This window comes from Vibrio tapetis subsp. quintayensis (genome assembly GCF_030409945.1).
In the GTDB taxonomy this organism is placed as follows: Bacteria; Pseudomonadota; Gammaproteobacteria; order Enterobacterales; family Vibrionaceae; genus Vibrio; species Vibrio quintayensis.
Genome location: NZ_JAUFQV010000026.1, coordinates 340,209 through 360,944, shown reverse-complemented (window position 1 = coordinate 360,944; position 20,736 = coordinate 340,209). Strand labels below are relative to the sequence as shown.

At 43.5% G+C, this 20,736-nt stretch carries 16 protein-coding genes; 1 reads left to right on the top strand and 15 read right to left on the bottom strand.

The window, feature by feature from the left end:
• Positions 1-53 precede the first annotated feature (53 nt).
• Genes tssG through tagH form a run of 15 tightly spaced genes read right to left on the bottom strand, consistent with a single transcriptional unit; the run spans position 54 to position 18,238 of the window.
• Positions 54-1,019 (bottom strand): type VI secretion system baseplate subunit TssG, encoded by a 966-nt coding sequence (gene tssG, locus QWZ04_RS12210; protein ID WP_290328366.1) that lies wholly within the window; start codon positions 1,017-1,019, stop codon positions 54-56.
• Positions 1,016-2,875 (bottom strand): type VI secretion system baseplate subunit TssF, encoded by a 1,860-nt coding sequence (gene tssF, locus QWZ04_RS12205; RefSeq protein ID WP_290328364.1) that lies wholly within the window; start codon positions 2,873-2,875, stop codon positions 1,016-1,018. The genes tssG and tssF overlap by 4 nt, the downstream gene beginning before the upstream one ends.
• Complete coding sequence (tssE, locus tag QWZ04_RS12200; protein ID WP_290328362.1) at positions 2,872-3,357, bottom strand: type VI secretion system baseplate subunit TssE; 486 nt, start codon at positions 3,355-3,357, stop codon at positions 2,872-2,874. The genes tssF and tssE overlap by 4 nt, the downstream gene beginning before the upstream one ends.
• Complete coding sequence (locus QWZ04_RS12195; protein ID WP_290328359.1) at positions 3,354-4,154, bottom strand: type VI secretion system accessory protein TagJ; 801 nt, start codon at positions 4,152-4,154, stop codon at positions 3,354-3,356. Before QWZ04_RS12195 ends, tssE begins: the two co-directional genes overlap by 4 nt.
• Before the next feature lie 8 nt (positions 4,155-4,162).
• Complete coding sequence (gene tssC, locus QWZ04_RS12190) at positions 4,163-5,668, bottom strand: type VI secretion system contractile sheath large subunit (protein WP_290328358.1); 1,506 nt, start codon at positions 5,666-5,668, stop codon at positions 4,163-4,165.
• Between the two features lie 33 nt (positions 5,669-5,701).
• Positions 5,702-7,195: a type VI secretion system contractile sheath large subunit gene (tssC, locus tag QWZ04_RS12185; protein ID WP_290328356.1), complete on the bottom strand. Its 1,494-nt coding sequence runs from the start codon at positions 7,193-7,195 to the stop codon at positions 5,702-5,704.
• Entirely contained in the window at positions 7,192-7,722 is a 531-nt protein-coding gene (gene tssB / locus QWZ04_RS12180; protein ID WP_290328354.1) for a type VI secretion system contractile sheath small subunit, read from the bottom strand. The genes tssC (QWZ04_RS12185) and tssB overlap by 4 nt, the downstream gene beginning before the upstream one ends.
• A gap of 17 nt (positions 7,723-7,739) precedes the next feature.
• Positions 7,740-8,864: a type VI secretion system protein TssA gene (tssA, locus tag QWZ04_RS12175; RefSeq protein ID WP_290328780.1), complete on the bottom strand. Its 1,125-nt coding sequence runs from the start codon at positions 8,862-8,864 to the stop codon at positions 7,740-7,742.
• Positions 8,864-9,652, bottom strand: coding sequence for a PP2C family protein-serine/threonine phosphatase (locus tag QWZ04_RS12170; protein WP_290328352.1), 789 nt, complete (start codon positions 9,650-9,652; stop codon positions 8,864-8,866). The genes tssA and QWZ04_RS12170 overlap by 1 nt, the downstream gene beginning before the upstream one ends.
• Positions 9,653-9,663: 11 nt before the next feature.
• The gene (gene tagF, locus QWZ04_RS12165; protein ID WP_290328350.1) at positions 9,664-10,359 is read right to left on the bottom strand and encodes a type VI secretion system-associated protein TagF; all 696 of its coding nucleotides are present in this window, start codon (positions 10,357-10,359) and stop codon (positions 9,664-9,666) included.
• Complete coding sequence (gene tssM, locus QWZ04_RS12160; RefSeq protein WP_290328348.1) at positions 10,341-13,865, bottom strand: type VI secretion system membrane subunit TssM; 3,525 nt, start codon at positions 13,863-13,865, stop codon at positions 10,341-10,343. The genes tagF and tssM overlap by 19 nt, the downstream gene beginning before the upstream one ends.
• A complete protein-coding gene (gene tssL, locus QWZ04_RS12155; protein ID WP_290328346.1) occupies positions 13,862-15,178 on the bottom strand; it encodes a type VI secretion system protein TssL, long form in 1,317 nt (438 codons plus the stop codon). Before tssL ends, tssM begins: the two co-directional genes overlap by 4 nt.
• A 26-nt stretch (positions 15,179-15,204) precedes the next feature.
• Positions 15,205-16,530: a type VI secretion system baseplate subunit TssK gene (tssK, locus tag QWZ04_RS12150; protein WP_290328344.1), complete on the bottom strand. Its 1,326-nt coding sequence runs from the start codon at positions 16,528-16,530 to the stop codon at positions 15,205-15,207.
• 29 nt (positions 16,531-16,559) lie between these two features.
• Complete coding sequence (tssJ, locus tag QWZ04_RS12145) at positions 16,560-17,015, bottom strand: type VI secretion system lipoprotein TssJ (RefSeq protein WP_290328342.1); 456 nt, start codon at positions 17,013-17,015, stop codon at positions 16,560-16,562.
• Complete coding sequence (gene tagH / locus QWZ04_RS12140; protein ID WP_290328340.1) at positions 17,012-18,238, bottom strand: type VI secretion system-associated FHA domain protein TagH; 1,227 nt, start codon at positions 18,236-18,238, stop codon at positions 17,012-17,014. Before tagH ends, tssJ begins: the two co-directional genes overlap by 4 nt.
• Before the next feature lie 293 nt (positions 18,239-18,531).
• Here tagH and QWZ04_RS12135 point away from each other — a divergent pair, with 293 nt between their 5' ends.
• A complete protein-coding gene (locus QWZ04_RS12135; RefSeq protein ID WP_290328338.1) occupies positions 18,532-20,553 on the top strand; it encodes a serine/threonine-protein kinase in 2,022 nt (673 codons plus the stop codon).
• Positions 20,554-20,736: the final 183 nt, after the last annotated feature.

The window sequence follows — 20,736 nt, the reverse complement described above, 5'->3', positions numbered from 1 at the left end:
TTTTTAACCGATTTCTGCGTTTGTAAATTACTGATAAATATGGCGTAATACGACTAAACTCGAATCGTAATAGTCCGTTTTTTCGAGCTTTCGTGGGGTGCGATAACACACCCCATCGCCAGCTGACTTTGTGTTTTATTTAATTGAACTCGTGGCAAATATTGATATTGCGTCGTCAACAGCCATTCAATTGCTAATGTTTCTCCTAACAACGCTCGGCAGGTTGTTTTGATAGCGTCGATTTTTTTGCCTTGTGGCAACAAGCCTTGAACTTGCGTAAGACAATCCGCAACAAACTCTACTTGGAACCCTGCATTCATGTTCCACGCTCGCTTCCCTAAGCTTGCCCCATTCCCTAATTGAGCGAACTGCCCTTCTTGCAGACGTGTCGAACATAGGCGAGTCTGCTCTTGGGGCTGTAGCTTCATCCACTGGCCTTTAAAGTCACGAATAATGACGGTACAACCCGCAAGCGATTCAAGACAAGCCTGTACAGCACCTCGACTGCGCACAGCCTGACTGAAATAGCCACCTAAATAGAGGCTTCTTGGCCCTTTATCACCGGTCAGAGACACCAATATTTGATGCCATGCCGATGGTTGCTTAGCGGCCACTTTTTGATATTGAACATGGGGTTGGTAGCTCTGCCATGTGCGATAAAACAGTGACAAAAGACGGTGGTTAAAAATGTCCAAGAAATCTTTAAACGTTGGGTCGTTATTTTTCAGTCGTTGAAGAACAAGCTCAGTGTAATGACTAGGTAATACACCATGCTCGCCAGTCAACCCGATTAAGTTAGTTACAATTTCGACCTCTTGATTGTTGCCCAATTGAATATCGGCAAACTCACCCGCTTCATAGCCAAGTTGCTGAGACACTTTTAGCTGAATGCTCTCGTTGCTCGGCAACACGTCGGTTCCGAGTGTTGATTGGCCTTTTTGTAAAAATCGCTCAATAAGATGAAGCGATTGGAACAACTGCTCACGATCCAAATCATCAAGAAACGTTTGTTTATTCATAGCAGGGCTTTCTCCCCACACAAAGCGGGCCATTGATGGAAGCACTCACCAGATTCTTTATAGATAATGGATAGCCGTGTGAAGGTGTTGATTTCGGCAAATTGGGAAAAATAGGTGGAAAGCACATTGCCCAACAAAAACATTTGCTCGCTCGCTAATAGGCTCTCCGATACTTCCAGCCTCACATCAGAGCCATGGCAAAAGCCAACGCGCCCTCTTTGATTGACACGTCCCGTTCTTGCCGTGACTGCTAGCCCAGTAATTGAGTCAATCAAAGCTTTGGACTCAGGTGACGATTTAAAGGCATACAAGTTTAATGTTTCGCGCAGGTTCTTGAGCCCATCGTTTCCAGAAAAATGGGACAGAGTCATTAATTTAGCAAACTGCCAACGCGTTGCTCCATCCATCGCAGGTCGAATGGTTTCAGAAGGCGCGACTAAGCAACGCAGCGAACCGAAGTTATTGCTAATATTGGGTAAATCAATGTTGGGTAGCCCGCCACCAAAGGGCAATTTTTTGGCTAAGTTACGATTACAGCACTGCGCTTTCACCGACATTATCCAATTTTCATCTTCTGCCAATTCGGCAAGCTGATGTTCTTTATCGATAAGAGAGATGTATACGTCACGGCCAGGTTCATCGAAGCCACCAGCCCAGCTTTTATCTTCTCTTCTCATGGACCAATAAATGTCACTTTCTGACAAGTAGTTGGTATGCTCTCCAGCATAAAACGGAGGCAGTTTTTGATAATTCATTTTCCAACTTCGAATGCCAACTTCTTCAATTTTAACGACTTCGGTGGTATCAGGCTCTAGATGCTCAGGATGAAGTGGGTACTCATATTCCGTAGGAACCACTCGTGACGGCTCCATAGGGTAAGAAAACAAATTAATGATCGGCGTACAACCGATCATAATATTGTCTTTGGTGACTTGTTTTTCTAACCATTCGTTGCTGCTATCAAAATAGATCCAAATTTCAGCCTTATCTGTATGACCAAACCAACTTGGGTCTAATTGGGTTAACTCCGCAAACAGGAATTTCTCTGGAAAATGGAAGTATTCGACCAATAACCGAGAGCCCATAAAGCTCTGCTTTCCGTAGGGCACGACTGCCGACTTCTGGTCGTATCCGACAGGGATAATATGCCTAGGCGTTAAGGTTTTCGTCACATTTGCCGACGGCGCTAAGGATTCTTGCTTAGTCCCGACCTCGTGAACCACTATCGCGATCCCTAAAGCAGACTGATGCATCAGCTGGTAAAGTTGATGGCAAACTTGAGGTTGCCCATTAAAGAACAATCTCAAGTTATCAAAGCAAAGCTGATTGAGTTCTATTTCTGGGCTGTAACCCTGAATAGCAAGTTTGAGTACTGAGCTGGCTTCTTTCTCAATACCCAACCCTACCCCTTTAAATGGCGCATTTTCAAACGTCGCCGATGTCATTTCAATTGGCAGTACCTGCGTGTCATAGCAAGTACGGAAGGTGCACGACTTAAAGCCCTGAGCACCTAACGATACCTTTTCGCCTTTTGCAATATTAAGGCCGGTTGTCGCCGTTTCGTCACACGCAATCTTTAAGATACTCAACGACGGAATAGGCGCATGAAAGTCAGGAAACAACTGGCCAATCAGTGCTTCAGTTAATTGCGGAAAGCTATTGTCTAGACTTTGTCTTATTTGAGCGGTAAGAAAAGCGCACCCTTCAAGGATCCTCGCAACATGAGGATCTTCGACTTGCTCTTCACTTAACTTCAGCCGAGCAGCAATTTTTGGATACATGCTGCCAAAGTCTTGCCCTTTGTGTCTCAAATAAGCGAGTTCTCGATTATAGTATTTTAAGAATTCATCATTCATACGGGCTCACTTAACTTAATCCCTAAACTGACTGGCTCCACTTCTGAGTCCAAAATCAGTTCTTGTACCTCATTGTCGACGTAATACCGAGCTGTGATACGTAAACGAAGTATTCGATCCAAATTGTCATTGTTGGAGACGATTTCAACAGAAACGTGCTTAAACCTTGGCTCGAAATCTAACAAGGTTGTTCGAACAATTTCACGCAAGTACTGCTGGCCATCTTTGCTACTAAAAGGCATCGAAGAAAAATCTGGCAGCCCATACCCCACAATAGAACCCGCTAATTCAGATAAGCTTGAATCGAGCTTAAGCCAGCTGGTTCGTGAGTTGAGCAAAGCTTCAACATCGCGGATCAAACCTTGGGCAATGGCTTTATCCGTTAATGGGTATGCGACATCTATGGCCGTCTCTGGGTTATGGTCAATCAACTTATCGAGTAAAGACATGCCAGAGTTCATAGAGTTTCGGTGCTTGATCATGAAGCGCAATCAATCTTTGTACTAATCTCGCTAATTGAAGTGATAGGAACAGCACATTCATCGGCTAACCAAACTTTTTGCCCTAAACCTTGGAAGACACGGTCTTCGGAAACTGGCTTCCAGTCCGTCTCTTTTCCTAATTTGTGTGCTTGTGTTGATGCATGCAAATAAGTCAGAGGTAAGTGAGCTTCACCTTCAATTACGCCTTCAATTTCAAACTCAACCGGACGCCATAGAGTTTCAAGTACGTTATTGGCAGGCTTAATACTGAGATAAGTGATTTGATCGAGTGGAGCTAAATAATAATTGCCTGTACTGCTGAATAGCTCGATGAATCCACCTAGCGAGTCGTCGATATCACGTACATCTTGGTAATCAGTCCCATTGATAGTCAGAGCTGTTTTTGGCCGTAGCGTTTCTAACTCATCACTTAATCGTGGAATATCATTTTGCTTATCATGGTAAATAGCTAAATTTAGTTTTAACAACTTTTGGTATTGTTCATCACGTCCCCCCAGAAAATTAGCAGTGGCTCCCCCTTTAGAGAAATCATCACGTGCTTGGGCGGCTTTAAGCATATGCCGTATTTGGCTTGCTCCCGCTATAAACTCGGGGAACAATTTAATTGCCTGCATCAATTGCTGATCGGCGCGCTCTAGCTGACCATCAATACAAAGAAGTTCGATAAATTGACTGCGTAAACCAGGGTCTTTAGGGTTAGATTTAATGGCGTTAACGACGCTTTCCATCGCTTGATTTAATTTTGCATTTCTTAATAGCTGTTGCCAATCTGACATATGACTTCCTAAATTATTTTTTCTGGTGAAAGTTCTGTAATAAGCCGAATCGAAGTCACCATTTGGTCCAACTGAAAATGTGGCCTTAAATGGATGATCGAATAATAGTGGCCTGGGCTGCCTTGCTTTTCTTTTACTTGAATACGAGCTTCATTTAATGGGTACTTGGCACGCAGTTCATCTGACGCCTCATCGGATCCGGTTGTGTACTGATGAAGCCAACGTTGAAAGTCAGATTCAATCGTCACCGCGCTCTGATAACGCCCTACTTTGTCTCGCCCCATCACTTTGATGTAATGAGCAATACGAGAGACACACAATGTATATTGGAGCATTGATGACAGCTGAGCATTCATCGCCGCCCCTTGTTGCTGGTAGTTTTGGGGGTGGTGCAACGATGCATTGGTTGCAAAAGACACAAAAGGCGTTTCCGCAACAGGAGACATAGGAATAAAGCCATTATCAGACAGCCTTTGTTCTTTACGCTCCGATACCTGAAAATTGACAGGGCTGCGGTAACGAGACTTTTTTCCGGGGAACCTCACTTGCATGTTAACCGGCGGAAAAACAACACCTTGCTGGTAATTTCCGGCCGTCACCCCCCTGATTTGAGCAAACCAGCCAGACTCGCTGTATGCCCTTAATATCACTGACGCTAAACAATATGAGGCGTTCCCCCACAAGAGATCCACTTCGGAATCAACGATCTTTTCTTTAAAGGCGAACGCTTCTAGGCGAGATCCGTCGGTTTGATATGGTTTTCTCATCAAGACAAAAGGTAAGGTGATCGCCAAAAACCGAGCGTCCTCACTGTTTCGTAATTGATGCCACTTAACGTATTCGGGTAATTCAAATTGAGTTTCTATCGCGGCCGTTGTCGCCAACTGAGCAAAGCTATCTACGCCAAAAAGACTTGGCGTAGCAGACAACAAAAACGGACAAAAGGCCGCCGCAGCAGTCTGGCTAATTTTCGTTAACACCGCTAAATCTCTATCTAGCTGATGACTACCCGGTTTATGTTGAATATGGTAATCCCCGACAAGCAACCCAAATGGCTCACCTCCAGGCATAGAAAATTCATTCTGATAGATCCACTTGAACAAGTTGGTTTGGTCAAATTCAATGGCATTCTGACTGTCTCGAACCAACTCATTCCAACTGCAACTCAACAGTTTTATTTTCGATTCTTGTTCTGATTCATAGCTCGATTGTTGAACGACTAAGTAGTGTAACCCTCGCCAACTGGCCTCTAGATCTTGCAATTGATCGTTATGAAGAATCTCATTTACTTGCTGGTTGAGTAGCGCATCTATTCGCTCAATTGCCCCGACAATACTAGGTCGAACAGAAATCACATCCTTAATACCGTTGGCATCGCACCAATATTTAAGTGCTAAACCATCGGTTCTAATATCTAAAAAACGCTCAAGCCAATTCGCATTCAACTCCGGATTTTCCGGTTCTGGAATGTCATGGCTAAGCTGATTAGGGTCTATAAATTGAATATCTGTCATGGGATTTAGCTGGCCTTTCGACCAGCTTATTTGTTAACTGCCTGAATCTGGAATTTTTGCGACTAAGCGCAATGACGTGGTCAGTTCTTCCATTTGTAGCCAAGGCTTAAGCCAAGCAACCGCATTATAAGAACCAGGGCTTCCAGGAATTTCCTTAACCTGGACTTTGGCATCCGCTAGTGGGTATTTGGCGCGGATATCCTGACCTCCACCTTCTGATGCATTCACATACGATAAGATCCAACGGTTAAGCCACGACTCGACATCTTCAGCCTCCATGAAGCTGCCAATTTTGTCGCGAGCCATTACCTTCAAGTAATGAGCAAAACGGGAGGTAGCCATCATATATGGCAATCTCGCGGAAATTGCCGCATTCGCAGTTGCATCTAATGAGCTATATTTAGCGGGTTTTTGACACGTTTGAGCGCCAAAAAATACCGCATAGTTCGTATTTTTATAATGACAAAGTGGTAAGAATCCCAGTTTTCCCAGTTCCGATTCGCGTCGGTCTGTAATACCAATTTCAGTTGGGCACTTCATATCTGGATCGCCATCATCGCTCATAAAGAAGTGAGTGGGTAAGTTGTCTACTCGGCCTCCGCCTTCAGCGCCACGAATTGCGGTACAGAACCCGTACTTAGAAAACGCGTCGGTCAATTTCGCTCCCATCACGTAAGAGGAGTTCATCCAACAATAATCGTCATGCTTGGCATCTACAGCGACGCCTGATATTGGATCAACATTGAACTCTTCATAACCGAACTCTTCGACCGGCGTAGTCGCTTCACCGTAAGGCAACCGTGCCAAGACTTTCGGCATGGTTAATGAAACAAATCGAGAATCAGAACTGTCGCGGAATGAACGCCATTGAGCATATTCCAGTGACTCGAATACTTTTTCTAAATCACGGGGCTTAGACAATTCTGACCACTCATCAAAACCAAATAATGCCGGAGATGCCGCCGACAAAAATGGCGCAAAACCAGCCGCTGCGACATTCGACATCAATCCTAGAGTCTCAATATCTTCAGGGTGATTTGTAAATTCATAGTCACCAATCAACGCGCCGTAAGGTTCGCCACCTGCGCTGCCAAATTCTGATTCATAAACTTTCTTGAAGATCTGGCTTTGGTCAAACTCCACCGCTTTACTTAAATCTTTATGAAGCTCTTTTTTACGTACGCTCATCATGCGTATTTTCAATGTCGCGCTGGTGTCAGAGTTCGATGTTAAGTAATGCAAACCACGCCAAGAGCCTTCTAGCTTTTGCAAGTCGGGGTGATGCATTACCGCGGCAAGTTGCTCTGATATTTGGTTATCTAACGCCGTAATCGCCTCGCGAAATGTTACCGTCAGATTTTTGTTCCAGCTAACGGTGCCTTTCATTGCTTCTTCGGTGAGTGTCTTGATTAACTCTTCGGCGCGAGACGCTTCAGTCTGTTTCGTCGCTCCAATAGCTTGATCCAAAAATGAAACCGCTTCATGCTCGAGAGTAGGGTCTAAATGTTGTTCCGTTTGCATGCTCATGACTCTACTCCTTCATTCGCATCAACGCCTTTGCCAAGGTTTAACTCACCCGCTAATTTGGCTAAATTGTCAGTGTTGTTCAGTACCGCTTCTAAGACATCTTCAAGCTCCTCAGAGCGATCGACTTTTGTCATTAAGTCGCGAAGTTTATTGCGGGTTTCCATTAATTTACGTAACGGCTCAACCTGATTTACGATAGCGGCGGGTTCAAAGTCTTTTAATGACTGAAACTGGAGATCAACCTGAAAGTTGGAGTCATTGTTCTCTAGCTTGTTATCGACGTTAAAAGATAATGACGGGCTCATTTTTTTGAGAACATCATCAAAGTTATCTCGATCTATTTGAATGAATCGACGATCTTTTAATGGCTTAAGGTCAGTGGTATTTTGCCCAGCAAAATCCCCCATTACACCCAATACGAATGGCAGTTCCTTTTTCAGCGACGCATTCTCTGTCTCGATGTCATAAGTGATATGGACACGAGGCTTCCTAACGCGTGAAAGCTTCGAGTGAATACTACTCGTCATATGTTTCTCCCTTGATGTTATTCATCATTTTTATTTGCTATACCAACCAGACGGAAGTAGCCATTTTTTGCTTCTCCATCAGAAATCAACTCTGCCAATAATTCAGGCAAAGGCATGTCACACCACCGAACGACTTGTTCAATGGAATAGGAAACCGGCGAGTGCGGCTCCGTAAGTTTAAAAAATTCAGCGATGTTGCTAAGTTGAGATATTGCCTGCTCACGAGAGGTTAAATTTGCCGCGAGCAAGCCCGTTGACACTTGTGCTCCTTCTGTACTCCCCCCTTCAGGCTCGGTACTTTGCACTTCGGTATCATCAATAATGGGTTTCGTTGGTCGAAGGCGCTCACCCACTAGATGCTCTAATGCGGTTTTTATTGCTTCCAGTTTTCTATCGATATAAGAGCTTGGCATGGGTTCAGCACATGCCTTGTCCATTGCTTGGCTGTAGCGCTTAAATGTGTCAATGGCCTGGTTTAAGTCTAAGTACAGCTGTTGGTAAAATTCATTTGAGGAACCTTCAACTTCAAGCTTAATGCTTTGTAAATCTGCACTGCCAGAATCGATTCGTTGTCGCTTTTTATCGTCATCCAGTTTTTCTATGTCTACCGCCTGTTGGTACTCCCAATAGGCATAACTTTTCCCACCTGTTGCCTGAGTTAACGGTATGGAGGCAATTGGAAACAGTAAGGTTCCTTCTTGCTCAATGCCGTTTAACCCAATGATGCCTGCTACCCGTGTTTCTACTCCGTCTTCATCCGGCATGGGATAGAGCCCATCCCAATATTGGTCAATAAGCTGCACCGCGATTTCGTAACCCTGTGCAAGTCCCTTAAAGCCATGAAGCCGAGTTAAGGCTTCGATGAGCCACGCAACCAGTTCTAAATCCTTTGTGACCGAGGTTAACTGTTCAGGTACCACATCTAAGAACACCCGCCATAAATTGGCATAGTGAGAAATGGGTTCATCATCTACGATTGCATTGCGTTCCTCGTTACGAGCCACCATGCGCTGATCTTTCAGGTAGAAATACGCTGATTCAGGACTAATATCTGAACGAAGATCTGTCCCTGTTGGGCTCTGCTCTGAGATGGCCTCAAGCACGTTAGGCACCCAATCAAAAATTGGCTCTTGAGACTCCATCATCTTCTTCCCCTAGGAAAAATAGGAACCGTTGCATCACACGAGCGTGGAGCGATACCAGAGCTTTCATTTGAGGCGACTTTGATCAACGCGCACGTCACGTTGTCTTGTGCGCCTTTCACCAATGCGGAGTGCATTAAAGCAAGACCCGATTGATTAACAGAATCGGCCTTAAGCCCCATGCTCATATCTTGTTCTGTTAATTCCTTCGTGAGGCCGTCACTACAAAGTAAAAACAGATCGTCGACTAATAGCTGACCAGACACTTGATCTATGACGACATCCGACTCAACCCCCACGGCGCGAGTTATTACGTTAGCTAAAGGGTGGCTTTCTGCTTCATGCAATTCGATTAAACCTTGTTCAACGAGATCCATGACTTGACTGTGATCTCGCGTTTTTTGTATCAGTTGCTGATGACGCATTAAATAAATACGGCTGTCTCCGACCCATAAGCAATGGTAATAACCATCTTGCAAATATAAGAGCACGGCGGTGGTGCCCATGGTTTTCCCGTTAAGATGCGCTTCCCCATACTGATAGATTTCAACGTTGGCTTTTTGAATCACGGCACGTAAATCGTCAATGCTAAAGTCGTTGTGATCCACTACGTATTGCTCGACAATATCGACAAGCATCTGACTGGCAATGTCACCCGCCTCATGGCCGCCCATACCGTCTGCGACCACCCAAACTCCTTTTGAAGGAAGATCTAAGACTGCGTCTTCGTTATAAGGCCGAACCTTACCTGGGTGTGTTCTAGAAAACGTAAAGAAGTTCCAGTTCATATGCTCAATCCCTACCAATTCCATTTATCCCAACAGCCATCCAACATCGCTGAAAATTGCCCTACTGCAGGCAACCCGTCTGTAACAGCACTAACCGGGCTGATACTTTCGGTGCCTTCCGTCCACCAAAAGCAGGCTCTCGGTTGTTGCGCTTGTAACAACTTATTTAATAGCGCACTGCCTTCTATCTGCACATGTTCTTCATACACCAAATTCTGCGTCGCTTGGAGGATCGGTGTGATCGGCCCTATCGCGGGATAACAAAACGTATCCTCTTGAAGATTCGCCTTTAAATCATTTATCCATTTCTCGTGTTGGTAGTTGTCATCAAGCACTTTTAATGCAAGACCTTGTGTCAGTTCGCTCCATGACCGATTTAGCCAATAAGACAAGGCATCGCCTTCAACGCTACGCGCCACAGTAAAAAAGAAGTATCGCCCTACAGAATCAACGCTCGGGATCATAGTGCCAATCATTGCTCGCTCTCCGCAGACCTTTGGCGCAAACGAAAAGTGCCATATCGGCGCATTCATATAGAGCGTTGTCCAATCCTCTTCCAGTTGTTCTCGGCTTACCGCTAGCACCGCTTGCTGCCAGTCTTGCCAACTATTAACAAAGTCCAAGGGCAAGCCATCTTTGATAAAATCGCCTTTAGTGGGGATTTTGCCAAAATACCCCCACGGCAAAACTACAGAACTTTCGGACATGAGAAACGCTCCAGATCGGTAGACCAAAAAGGGTTAATCGTGCTTTCTGGAATTAACTCTAATTGCACTTTGTTCCCTTTTAAGTTGATCATGACGATGTTATCTTTTCTCGACTCAGGGCGAGCTTTCAAAGATTGGTCCAAGAGCTTAAATAATCCCCATTGCCCCTGATAGCTATGGGAAACTTCTCGGCCAGAACCCGGCGGCGTGAAGACGATTCGAGTCTCGGAGTTCTTCGGTGACCACACAAGTTGTTGGCTTCTTGCTGGCCCGTGTTGATAGGTTAGACCTTGGCTTCCTAACTCCATCTTAAAACGAGCGATGTGTTGATCTAGGTAAACAGGCTTCAGTCCAAATTCAACTTTCAAGCTGTTGTCCGACTCAAAAAAGGTATGACGAATTTTTTTTGCTCGCTGGAAAACCGTCAACACCTCTTGGCTAACACCTATCTCTTTTTCAAACCGCCAGACCCGAGATGTGGTATCGACGAATGGAGAAAGGTAATCATTGAAAAACTTATCTAACGTTCCTCCATAGCCAAAGAAACGTTTAAAGTCTTTTAAGCTCACTTCTTTACTGGTGTTCGACTTAAACGGATAGCGCCCCTTAATGCTTCGCTCATAGGCTTTAACCACTTGCGTTTGCCAAATTTTGTTTAAGTGGATCTGGGATCCCTTTTCAGCCAATTTGGATGATTCAGCCGACAAGCTGGTTAACCATGAATTAAACGGGGCTGGTAATATTTCGTTTGTTCGTTGAATTGAACGGGCGATATCGGTTGTTACGGTGCCATCTAACATGCTGCGGTATGCCAACTTCTGGTTATTACCCGAGCTCGACAGATCAGAAAGGTACGCTTTCAGCGTCACAAGCGATTGATTGATTTCCTCAAACTGCTGCTGGTCGATTTGTAACAAGGGATCAAATGCCTGCTCAATTTCTTTACCTGGTAATGCAACTGAAAGCTGGGTATTTTCCGTTGGAAGAAAGCGGTTAATGCTGTTCTTTTTGTCTCGTAGCGCAACATCAGCCGCTTTTGTCGCGACTTCTGCCGCCACTTTACTATTTTGACTCAATGTCATCTTAGTTAACGCGACTTCTTTTTGTATCGCTTTGAGCAAGGCTTCAATTGGGCGCTCGGAGCTCGCCAATATTCGGCTTTGTATTAAACTCAGTTCTAGACTCGGCGCAGATTTTAAGCGGATATCGTCTAACAACTGCTCCCACTCATAAACAAAGTCACGGTTGTATCGCGCACGTACCCCCGCTAAAGCAACGTCAAAATCCACCGTTTTTACATCAATTTTGTCGCCATACACCCAGTTGTCTTCCATTAGGTTTTTAACGGTTCTATTGACTTGCATTTGAAAAACGCCATGGAATCCGTTGTAGGTATAAAAACCCGGAATTCCCATAGATAAAGGCTTGCCGCTCCCGCGTTCGAACTGGCTAAGACTCTGCGGCCCCCACACGTCCGTCAAACGAAACGATGGCACATGACTCTTCATAAACTGAAGCTTCATGCGTTGATAAGCACGCTCGGCCAGAGGAAGTTGAGTCAATATATCTCTTGCACTTTGAACCGACTCATAATCCATGTAGACCCCAAACTCATCGCCATTCAGCCAGTTATTTGTGTGCTTAATCAGGATTTCTCTTTGCTGCTCATTGAACTCTCCCGGAAATCGATTTTCAAAATACAAGACGAACCAACTTTGAACATGAACACGCTCCATTCGTTTTGGCATAAAGAGCATCAGGTACGCTTTTAACGTTTCGTATAGATATTCTCGGTGCTCTTGATTGCTCTCCATTTCGTCAACCAGCGCGCCAGATAACCACGTTGAAAAGTACTGGGTAAGGGCTTGTTGATAGGCCGAGTTGGCTGGCTGAGCTATTTTCTCGCCTTGGTAAAGACCAAATGAATTAATGCCTTCTACATCCTGATAGTTGCCCTCAAATCCCATCGGTAATTGAGCCAACTTATCAAGCAAAATTAACGACTCCGGCAAGTTGTATTCAAAGTCGAACTGCACTTGTTCGATGTCTTGTTCGAGATTCAAAATTCTTTGATCTGACGTATCAATGAGGGTCTTGTTCCATTGATAGCTTTGCAGCCAAATCACCCCGCATATTGCTAGGCTGATACAGCTCATTCCAAACACGCCGTGGCTGACCCAACGGTTTTGTTTTTGATGATGGCGATTAACACTGCCCAAATAGCGCTCTTGGAAAACAACATCTTCAAATAATGAGCGAATGAAGAATCGTGAGGATTGATTGGCATTCGTCTTGAGAGTAAGTTGTGAAAGCCCTAAACCAACCGAGGTTTCTCCCATAACGCGATCAATAGGAACGCCTTCCTGTACCGCGCTGACGATAAATACCCCACGGATCATTGCGGATTCTTCAAACGCATTATTGGCAAAGATGTCGGACAGCAATTCATCAAGATTGGCTTGTAACATTCGTAGTTGCTTTGGAAATTCAAAAATCAACGCTCGCCTATCTAGATCGGTTTCCTGCTCTAAACGCTTAACCATGCGTTTATCCAAGCTTTCCAATAACGTGTGAAATTCTTTATTAAATAATGAGATGACCCCTTTCTCATCCTCACAAAACTCAGGCAGTAAGAAACCAAACAGTTGGTCACGTTCGTCGTCTTCTAAATCAAGAAAAAATTCGTTGAAACCCGCGATAAGATCAGCTTTGGTTAACACAACATAGATTGGAAATTGCATACCAAGCTGATTCTTTAGTTCTTGAATACGCATTTTGATTGAACGAGCGTGCATGCTTCGCTCTGTCCGTGTTTGGCTCATTAGGCTCGCTAAACTCACCGCAACAATCGCACCGTTAACGGGTCTTTTTGTCCGATACTTTTTAAGCAGCCCTAAGAAGCCCAGCCAAGCTCTTGAGTCCTTATCGGCACCGCTATCTTGTGTTGTGTAACGTCCGGCCGTATCAATGAGCACGGCTTTATTGGTAAACCACCAATCGCAATGCAACGTTCCACCAATACCTGAAAGTGGAGTACTGCCCATGCTTTCACTTAATGGAAACTCTAAACCGCTGTTAGCCAGTACGGTTGTTTTACCCGTCCCAGGAGGGCCAATTAATAGGTACCAAGGGAGCTGATAAACACTCATTTTTCCTTTTTTTCCCGTCTTGGCGAGAACGGCAATCGCTTGATCGATTCTCTCTTTTAGTACGCCGATCTCCGCCGCTGATTCTTCGTCATTTTTTGCATCGACTTGAAGCAGAGATTGAATGCTTTCATCCTCAGCTTTCTTCTCTCTATTTTGACGGAGAAGATTGGTTGCTCCCCAACCAAACATCAAACACAGCAATACCACCAAACGTGCGCTTTCACTCTTTAACGGCTCGTATTCCGCAATGGCGATGAGCGGCCCAACCAACCAAATCAACAATGACAGTGCTAGTAGTCCTAAAAGGCTTATTAGCCACTTCTGACGCAAGAATTTTCCCGCTTTGCGAATACTCATTGCTCGTCTCCTTGTTCGGTTCTTTGGGTCACGATCAGATCTATTTCTACACGGCGATTTTTCGACCTGTTTTCTTCAGAATTATTTTTGACGATAGGACGAGCGTCGCCCATTCCCTCCGGGAGTAACCTTCCCCGTAAATCGCCACTGCTGGCTAATTGATCAGTCACCGACGTTGCTCGAGCCAAGGATAGATGCCAATTTGAAGGAAATTTACTAGTAAAAATGGGTTGGTCATCGGTATGGCCTATAACTAATAACTTTCCGGTTGTTCCTTCTAAAGCACGGGCAACTTTAGACAGTATCGGACGGGTATGAATCATCAGCTCTGCACTGCCCGACTCAAAGAGTTGATTAGCCAGAAAAGAAATTCGTACGCGATCGGGTAACGACTGAATATGAACTAAGCCACGCTCCGCTTCCGTCGACAGCGACTGGTTAATACGACTGGCTATCGCGGGCACAATTGCTACCGCTTGAGACGGTGTTTGTTCAATGGTTGGAACCAAATTAAGCAAGCGCGAAAATGTATGGTTAGAAGCCGTATTTAACTGATAACTAAATGACATGTACATAGCGGCTAACATAGCGCCTGTAATGGAGAGAACGACCCAAATTGGTGCACTTTCTTTCGCTGAGTTTTCAGCCACTAGCACTTTGTGTTCCCAATCGTTAACTAGGTATTTAGGCGCTTTAGACGTCATCGAATGTAATGTATCAAACACTCTTTTTCTGACGCTTCGGTGCGTGTCTAGGCCGTTTTTTTCGAGTCGATAACGCCCAACAAACCCTAAAGACATACAAATGTATTGAAGTTCCAATAAATTTGCCGCCTCGTTAGGCATGAGCAAAGCGTCATCTAAATATTGATAGAATTGCTCGCCGCCTTGTGTGTTGGTGTAAAACGTGGAAAGAAGGGAATTATCACCCCAAATAGACTGCCCACCCCAAACGGTATTGAGTATCGACTCGTCAACCAAGCAACATAGACAAAAACGCGCGATATCCACTTCTTTATCGGTGATATCTTGCAGCCTTAAACGGGTTTCGTAATCTCGGATCTTCTGTATAAAGGCATCGCGCAGTTGTTGAATATCTCCGTATTGACTTGTGGCTCTTATCTGGCCTATCAATGACAGAATCACGTTAGCTTCTGCTAACAATGGATTTTGACCAAAGGCAATAATGCTCGACGTTTTATCTTCACGGACGACTTTAGTCAGCAAGACGGTATTATCCTGCTCGGGACTTTGTGGAACAGGTGTCGGTTCTTGCGGCTTATTGACACTACGACGTCCAGGTGTAGGTTTCATTATTCGGTATTCCTTTGTGTATTCAGTTACTGATTAATTGTCCACAGTTCAATGCCTAGCCCTGGGTAACTCCCCGATAAATGAATAGCCAGCCCGCCACTTTCAAGAAGCCTCTGCCAATACATGCCTTGCTTATTAACTTCAAAATAGTGATAACCGGTTTGATAAGGCAACTGACGTGGAACAACCGCCAGCGCCGAGATTGAAATGCCGTGCAACTGGTTATTAATTAAGTCACGTATATTCTCAACGGGACCCAATTTAATTTGACTTGGCAACCGAGTTCGCAACTCCTCTCCTGCCATATCCGCTTTAACAGCAATAACAAATTGACAGGTAGATAGGATTTTTTTGTCCGGTATTGGCGTAACACGAATACCGTACTGGCGAATATCTAACGGTAATTTCGTCGCGGTTTGTTCAAGGACCACACTAAGGTATTGGCTCAATATTTGATGGTAGGAATGAAACACGTCATTAATTTGTGTATGTTGATACTCCAACAACTTCGGCGGACGTTTATCTTTAGCTGAAAAAGTAGCAAGTTCTCCGATGAGGCCAAGTAGAGACGTCGAAAGGTCAAAAGGATGCAGGTTGGCACTTTTGCTTAACTGACGTAAGGTCGTTTCATAGCGATTTAGCATTTGTAACATCACGAAATCAACCGTCGAAGCCGACGCTGATTTCCCGTGCCCTAAACGCTGCGCAACGGCATCAGCACGAATTTTAATCATTGCAACGACGTTAACTAAATACTTATTTAACGTCTTGTTTTCATTTGCATTAAGTGTCGGCGGTATGTAACTCGCATCCAGTATTATCTCGCCTTCAACCGTCACCTCTCGAATTCGTGCAATTCGAATTGACAGGTAACCGGGCAAGTTGTCGTTGGTAATTTTGATTTGCACACGTAAGGCAGCCAATTGTAGAACTTCTTCGTCCAACCCTGTTACGTTGTCAGTCACTGACTGATCTTGATAGGTATACCTTGTGACGAGATCGTCATCATAAGTCGATACATTCTGTCCCGTAACACGATCAAACGGGATAACCAGTGCTACATAGGTATCGGTAATCTCACTACCAACGAGTACTGATTCCGGGACAAACTCTTTATTTGGAATATCGATTAAGGTCATGTCAGGAAAGATCGCCTGACATTGTTCCAGTTGAATTTGCCCTTCTTTTAGCAAGGCCTGATTAATACTTAATGCACCGACTCCCCAAGGGTAAGGTGACAACAAACGCTGAATCCCTTTGGACTCAAAATTGATCGAACGCTCTTGCTGCTGAAAGTGCTGCGGGCGCAAAAACATGCCCTCACACCATACGATGGGAGAATACTCGCTCATGAAAAATATAACCTACGTCAGAAAATGAATTACTTAAGGGCTACAGACAGTTGGCCAATAATAACTTTGTGTTCTTTATAACCTGTTTTATCAATCGGCATTATTTTTCGCCAATTCGCATTTTCTATATCTCGGAATGCGGCGACGACACCAACATATTCCACTTCTGGACTCATACTTACCTCATACTTTTCAACCGCCCCCGGAGAAAAAGTAAATTCTTTTTTAGCCACTAAATCTGGCCCTAGAACAGTTTCAGCATTCTCATATAATGAGAAGAAATCTTGATTTTCAAATAACGTATTTGATGTCAATTCATAGACATAAATAACCACTGGTGACGGCCTACCATTTAAATCAGGATTGGCTTTATTACTCACATCAAAGGTTAACGTTGAATAAGCAGGCACGACATAATTTGCGACGGTACAACCACTAATAGACGTTAATAATAGAAGCGCTAACAATACACTTTGTTTGTTCATTTTGTACTCCTTTCAACTTTCTTTAATGCCACTTCGTAAGATTTGGCAAAGTCTTCCAAGTAGAATGGACTATTTCCTGCTTGGATTTCATTATTCAATTCAATAAATATTTTCTCATAGCGTTTCCAGTAATTAACTGCAGAGTTATTTGGAATTAGCTTATCAAGTACGCCCACTTTGAAATTTTGGTTGGTGATATAGCTTGGTTCTAGAAGGTTCATTACACCACTAACTGCACCTTCGACTCCGTGCATGAGTGCTTTTTCATGCTTTTCAATATCATCAAATGCTTCCTCTATTGATTGCAGCGGCCCCAGAAAACTTGCTGAATTTCGGTTATATAAATTGTGTATAGCATCTTCGACATTGGCAGAAAACTTAAGAGGGTTATTTTCATGTCGCTGGAACGCGGTATGGTTTAGCCGATTAGATTGCTTAAACGCTGCCCTATGGTGCAGCGTTTCCATTAAACCGCTCAAAAGCAGCGTAAATGACGAACCTAACATCTCAAACCACGCATCTTTGCCGTGGACGGGTACCATTTGAGGGGATATCCCCATTCCCTTCAAGAATGCAGCCATCTCATTACCTTCCGCTAATTGAGAGGTTTGCGCTAATTGAGCGGTTTGTTCTGGACGTTGAGATTGATTATCCTCATGGATAGGTGCAGGAGGACTCATTGTTGTCGATGGCTCAGCAGAAAATTGACGGACAGGTGACGTTGACTCTAAATCGAAAAAGTCATCAGAAAGGCCTAGGTTCGACTCAAATATCGATTCATGATTGGGTTCCTGAGAAAGAAGGACATTAATATCAACCCCAAATCCATTTTGAGATTCATTTGAAACGATTTTATTATCATCGTTATCCGTTAATAATGTTGTATTTCCACTATTAATCTCCACCACGACTTCATAGTCACCAAAATTAATAACATCATTGTCATTTATTTTAATTTCATTACCTAAACCTAATGCTGTTACTGAGTTATTTAAAAATATCCCATTGGTTGATAGATCTCTTATTAAATAATCCCCACCAAAAGGGATGATTTCACCATGAACATTGGAAATAACTCTTTCAGGATCGGGGAATTGCCAATCACAAGCCTCAGAACGACCAAAACTGACCGTGTTTTTGTTGTTTTCATCACTAATTACAAATTCACTTTCCATTTCCGACGTGAACTTATGAAAACTATTTACTTTAAGTGAAAGACTCATTAAAACCTCAGAACTATAATAACACTTAGCTCAATTATTATTGTTAATCATATCAGTAATAATACTAACAATAATAATCCGTCTAAATCAGGCTGCACTATGAATAATTTACGAGTAAATTAGTATTATATTTATTTCATCAATCAAATTTATACAGCGGACTTCAAAGTTTTCTCTCACCATATTCAAGCTTTATCAATCTGATGTTATATATACCGAAAATTTCATCCGTGCTAATTGTTTAGTTTTCGAGAGTGTCTGAACATGCTGCTATTCAAACTGGAGTTCAGTATATGTCTAAAGATAAAACCTCACCTTCCGAGCCAAAACAAAGTAAAGACGGTGATCGCACACAACTCATCGAGTCGGCTGAAGAGCCGACATCAACACAACCACAATCTGATGCTGAAGGCTTAATCGGAACAATGGTTAAAGGACGTTACAAGCTTGATGCTCTTATCGGTCATGGTGGCCTTTGCGATGTCTATCGAGCCACGGATAGAGTATTAGAATCATCCGGCGCCGAGTTTCCTTTTGTCGCACTAAAGATTTTGCAAAAAGAATACGTAAACCAACCTGAAACAGCGCGAATGCTTATCCGTGAAGCGCAAAACACCCAAAAACTTAGCCATCCCAATATCATTCGAGTTTTCGATTTTGGCGTCGATCAGCAAATTTATTATTTGGTAATGGAATATCTTGATGGCGAGACTTTAGAGCAGGTAATACAACGATCTCGCCCAAACGGATTGCAATTTACGAAAGCACTATCTCTATTAAATCAAGTGCTTGATGCGCTGGAATACGCGCATAATCAAGATATTATTCATGCGGATCTGAAGCCAGCTAATATTATGCTTACCTCGAATGGCCAGATTAAGATCTTTGATTTTGGCGTATCGAAAGTCTTTAAGATTAAGCAAGATCAATACGCGGCAGCACGTATCGATACGTCAGATGTCGTTGGAGGCTATACGCCTAACTACGCTTCCCTTAATGTTATCAATGGTTCCGAACCAACCCAAACCGATGATCTATTCGCATTTTGTTGTATTACTTACGAGCTCCTCACCTGTAAGCATCCTTATAGCAGAAAACAAGCCGATATTGCGCTAAAAGAAGGGATCAAACCGAACAAGCCCGCCAATATTCCCACGACAAAGTGGAAAGCCCTTAATCAGCATTTAGATTTGTCTTCTTCTATCCCACAAGACACCGCAACAAGGATTAAAACTCAGCTTAACAAAAACCATGCTCCTGCTATCGCCTCTATTGCTGCAATCTTAAGTTTAGGAGGGCTTCTAACGTTAGGCTATCAACAAAAAGAGGCGGAGGTTACCCATTACCAAGATCAAGTAACCGCACTACAACAAGAAATAGAGCTTACAAACAACAAACTCAATACTGATAGTGAACAGGTAACTCATTTAATTGATATGAGTGTTCATGAAACGTCTGTTATTGAAGACGGCCTTCTTCGACATCATAAATCATCGATCATTGGCCAATTCGAAACACAAATTGATGAAATTCTTAATGACCGTTCAAGTACGTACCCAAACTACTCCGCAATTGAAAGTGTGATTTCCGAGGCAAAACGGTATTATCCCGACTCTCACTCGTTAGAGTTGATTGCTGCAGATATCCAATCAAGTAAATTTTCCACCCTCTCGTCGATTGCACAGAGGATTAATACCCACCTCGAAAAAGGTCGCTATGCCCAAAACAACGACACAGACAATGTGTTTAGGCTGTATAAGGATTTGCATATTATTCAGTCGGACTATGACTTTACGCCATCATCACTTTCAAGTGATTTATTTGGCACAAACCTAGAACAGGCACTACAAAAGCAAGACACCGTCGCACTAGCGGAATTAATCACCGTTGGAAACGTATTATTTTCAGATATAGAAAAACACAAAGCACTGTTAGATAAGAGCAACAGCTTGGAAGAAGCCATCCGCTCACTCAGTCACTATCACATTTCAATTAAAAAGGGCAAACCAATAGCCTACCCACATCAGGCAGCTAAAATTTTGTATGGTGAAGAAGTGAGCCTCCTGACTTCCTCGTTAGAGAAAGCCAAAACCGTTAGACAACTAAATGAGCTCGTTAGCAAAATTGATCAGTTTTCAAGTAAGGTTCCTAATGACTTCCAAGATTTAACGACCTTAAGATTTGACACTGCGAACAAATACTTGGAGTTTTCCGACATACTGCTTAAGAAACGCAAGGCTTCTCAGGCTCGTGCCGCAATGAAAAAAGCCAATGCACTGCTTAAACAGGTCGATAACAGTAAGGTTCGCAGCTAGTCGTATGAGCTCTCTTTGTCAGCTGATTGAATTATCATACTTAGACCGAACGATTATCAAAGATCGCTTCGGAAATAGTTATCTATTCATAGAAAAAAGGAGGCTGTTACCTGTTAGTAACTGCCCTCCTTGTGAAACTCGTTCTGTCGCCCTTTCAGTCATGTTAGGGCAGAGCTCAAGCCT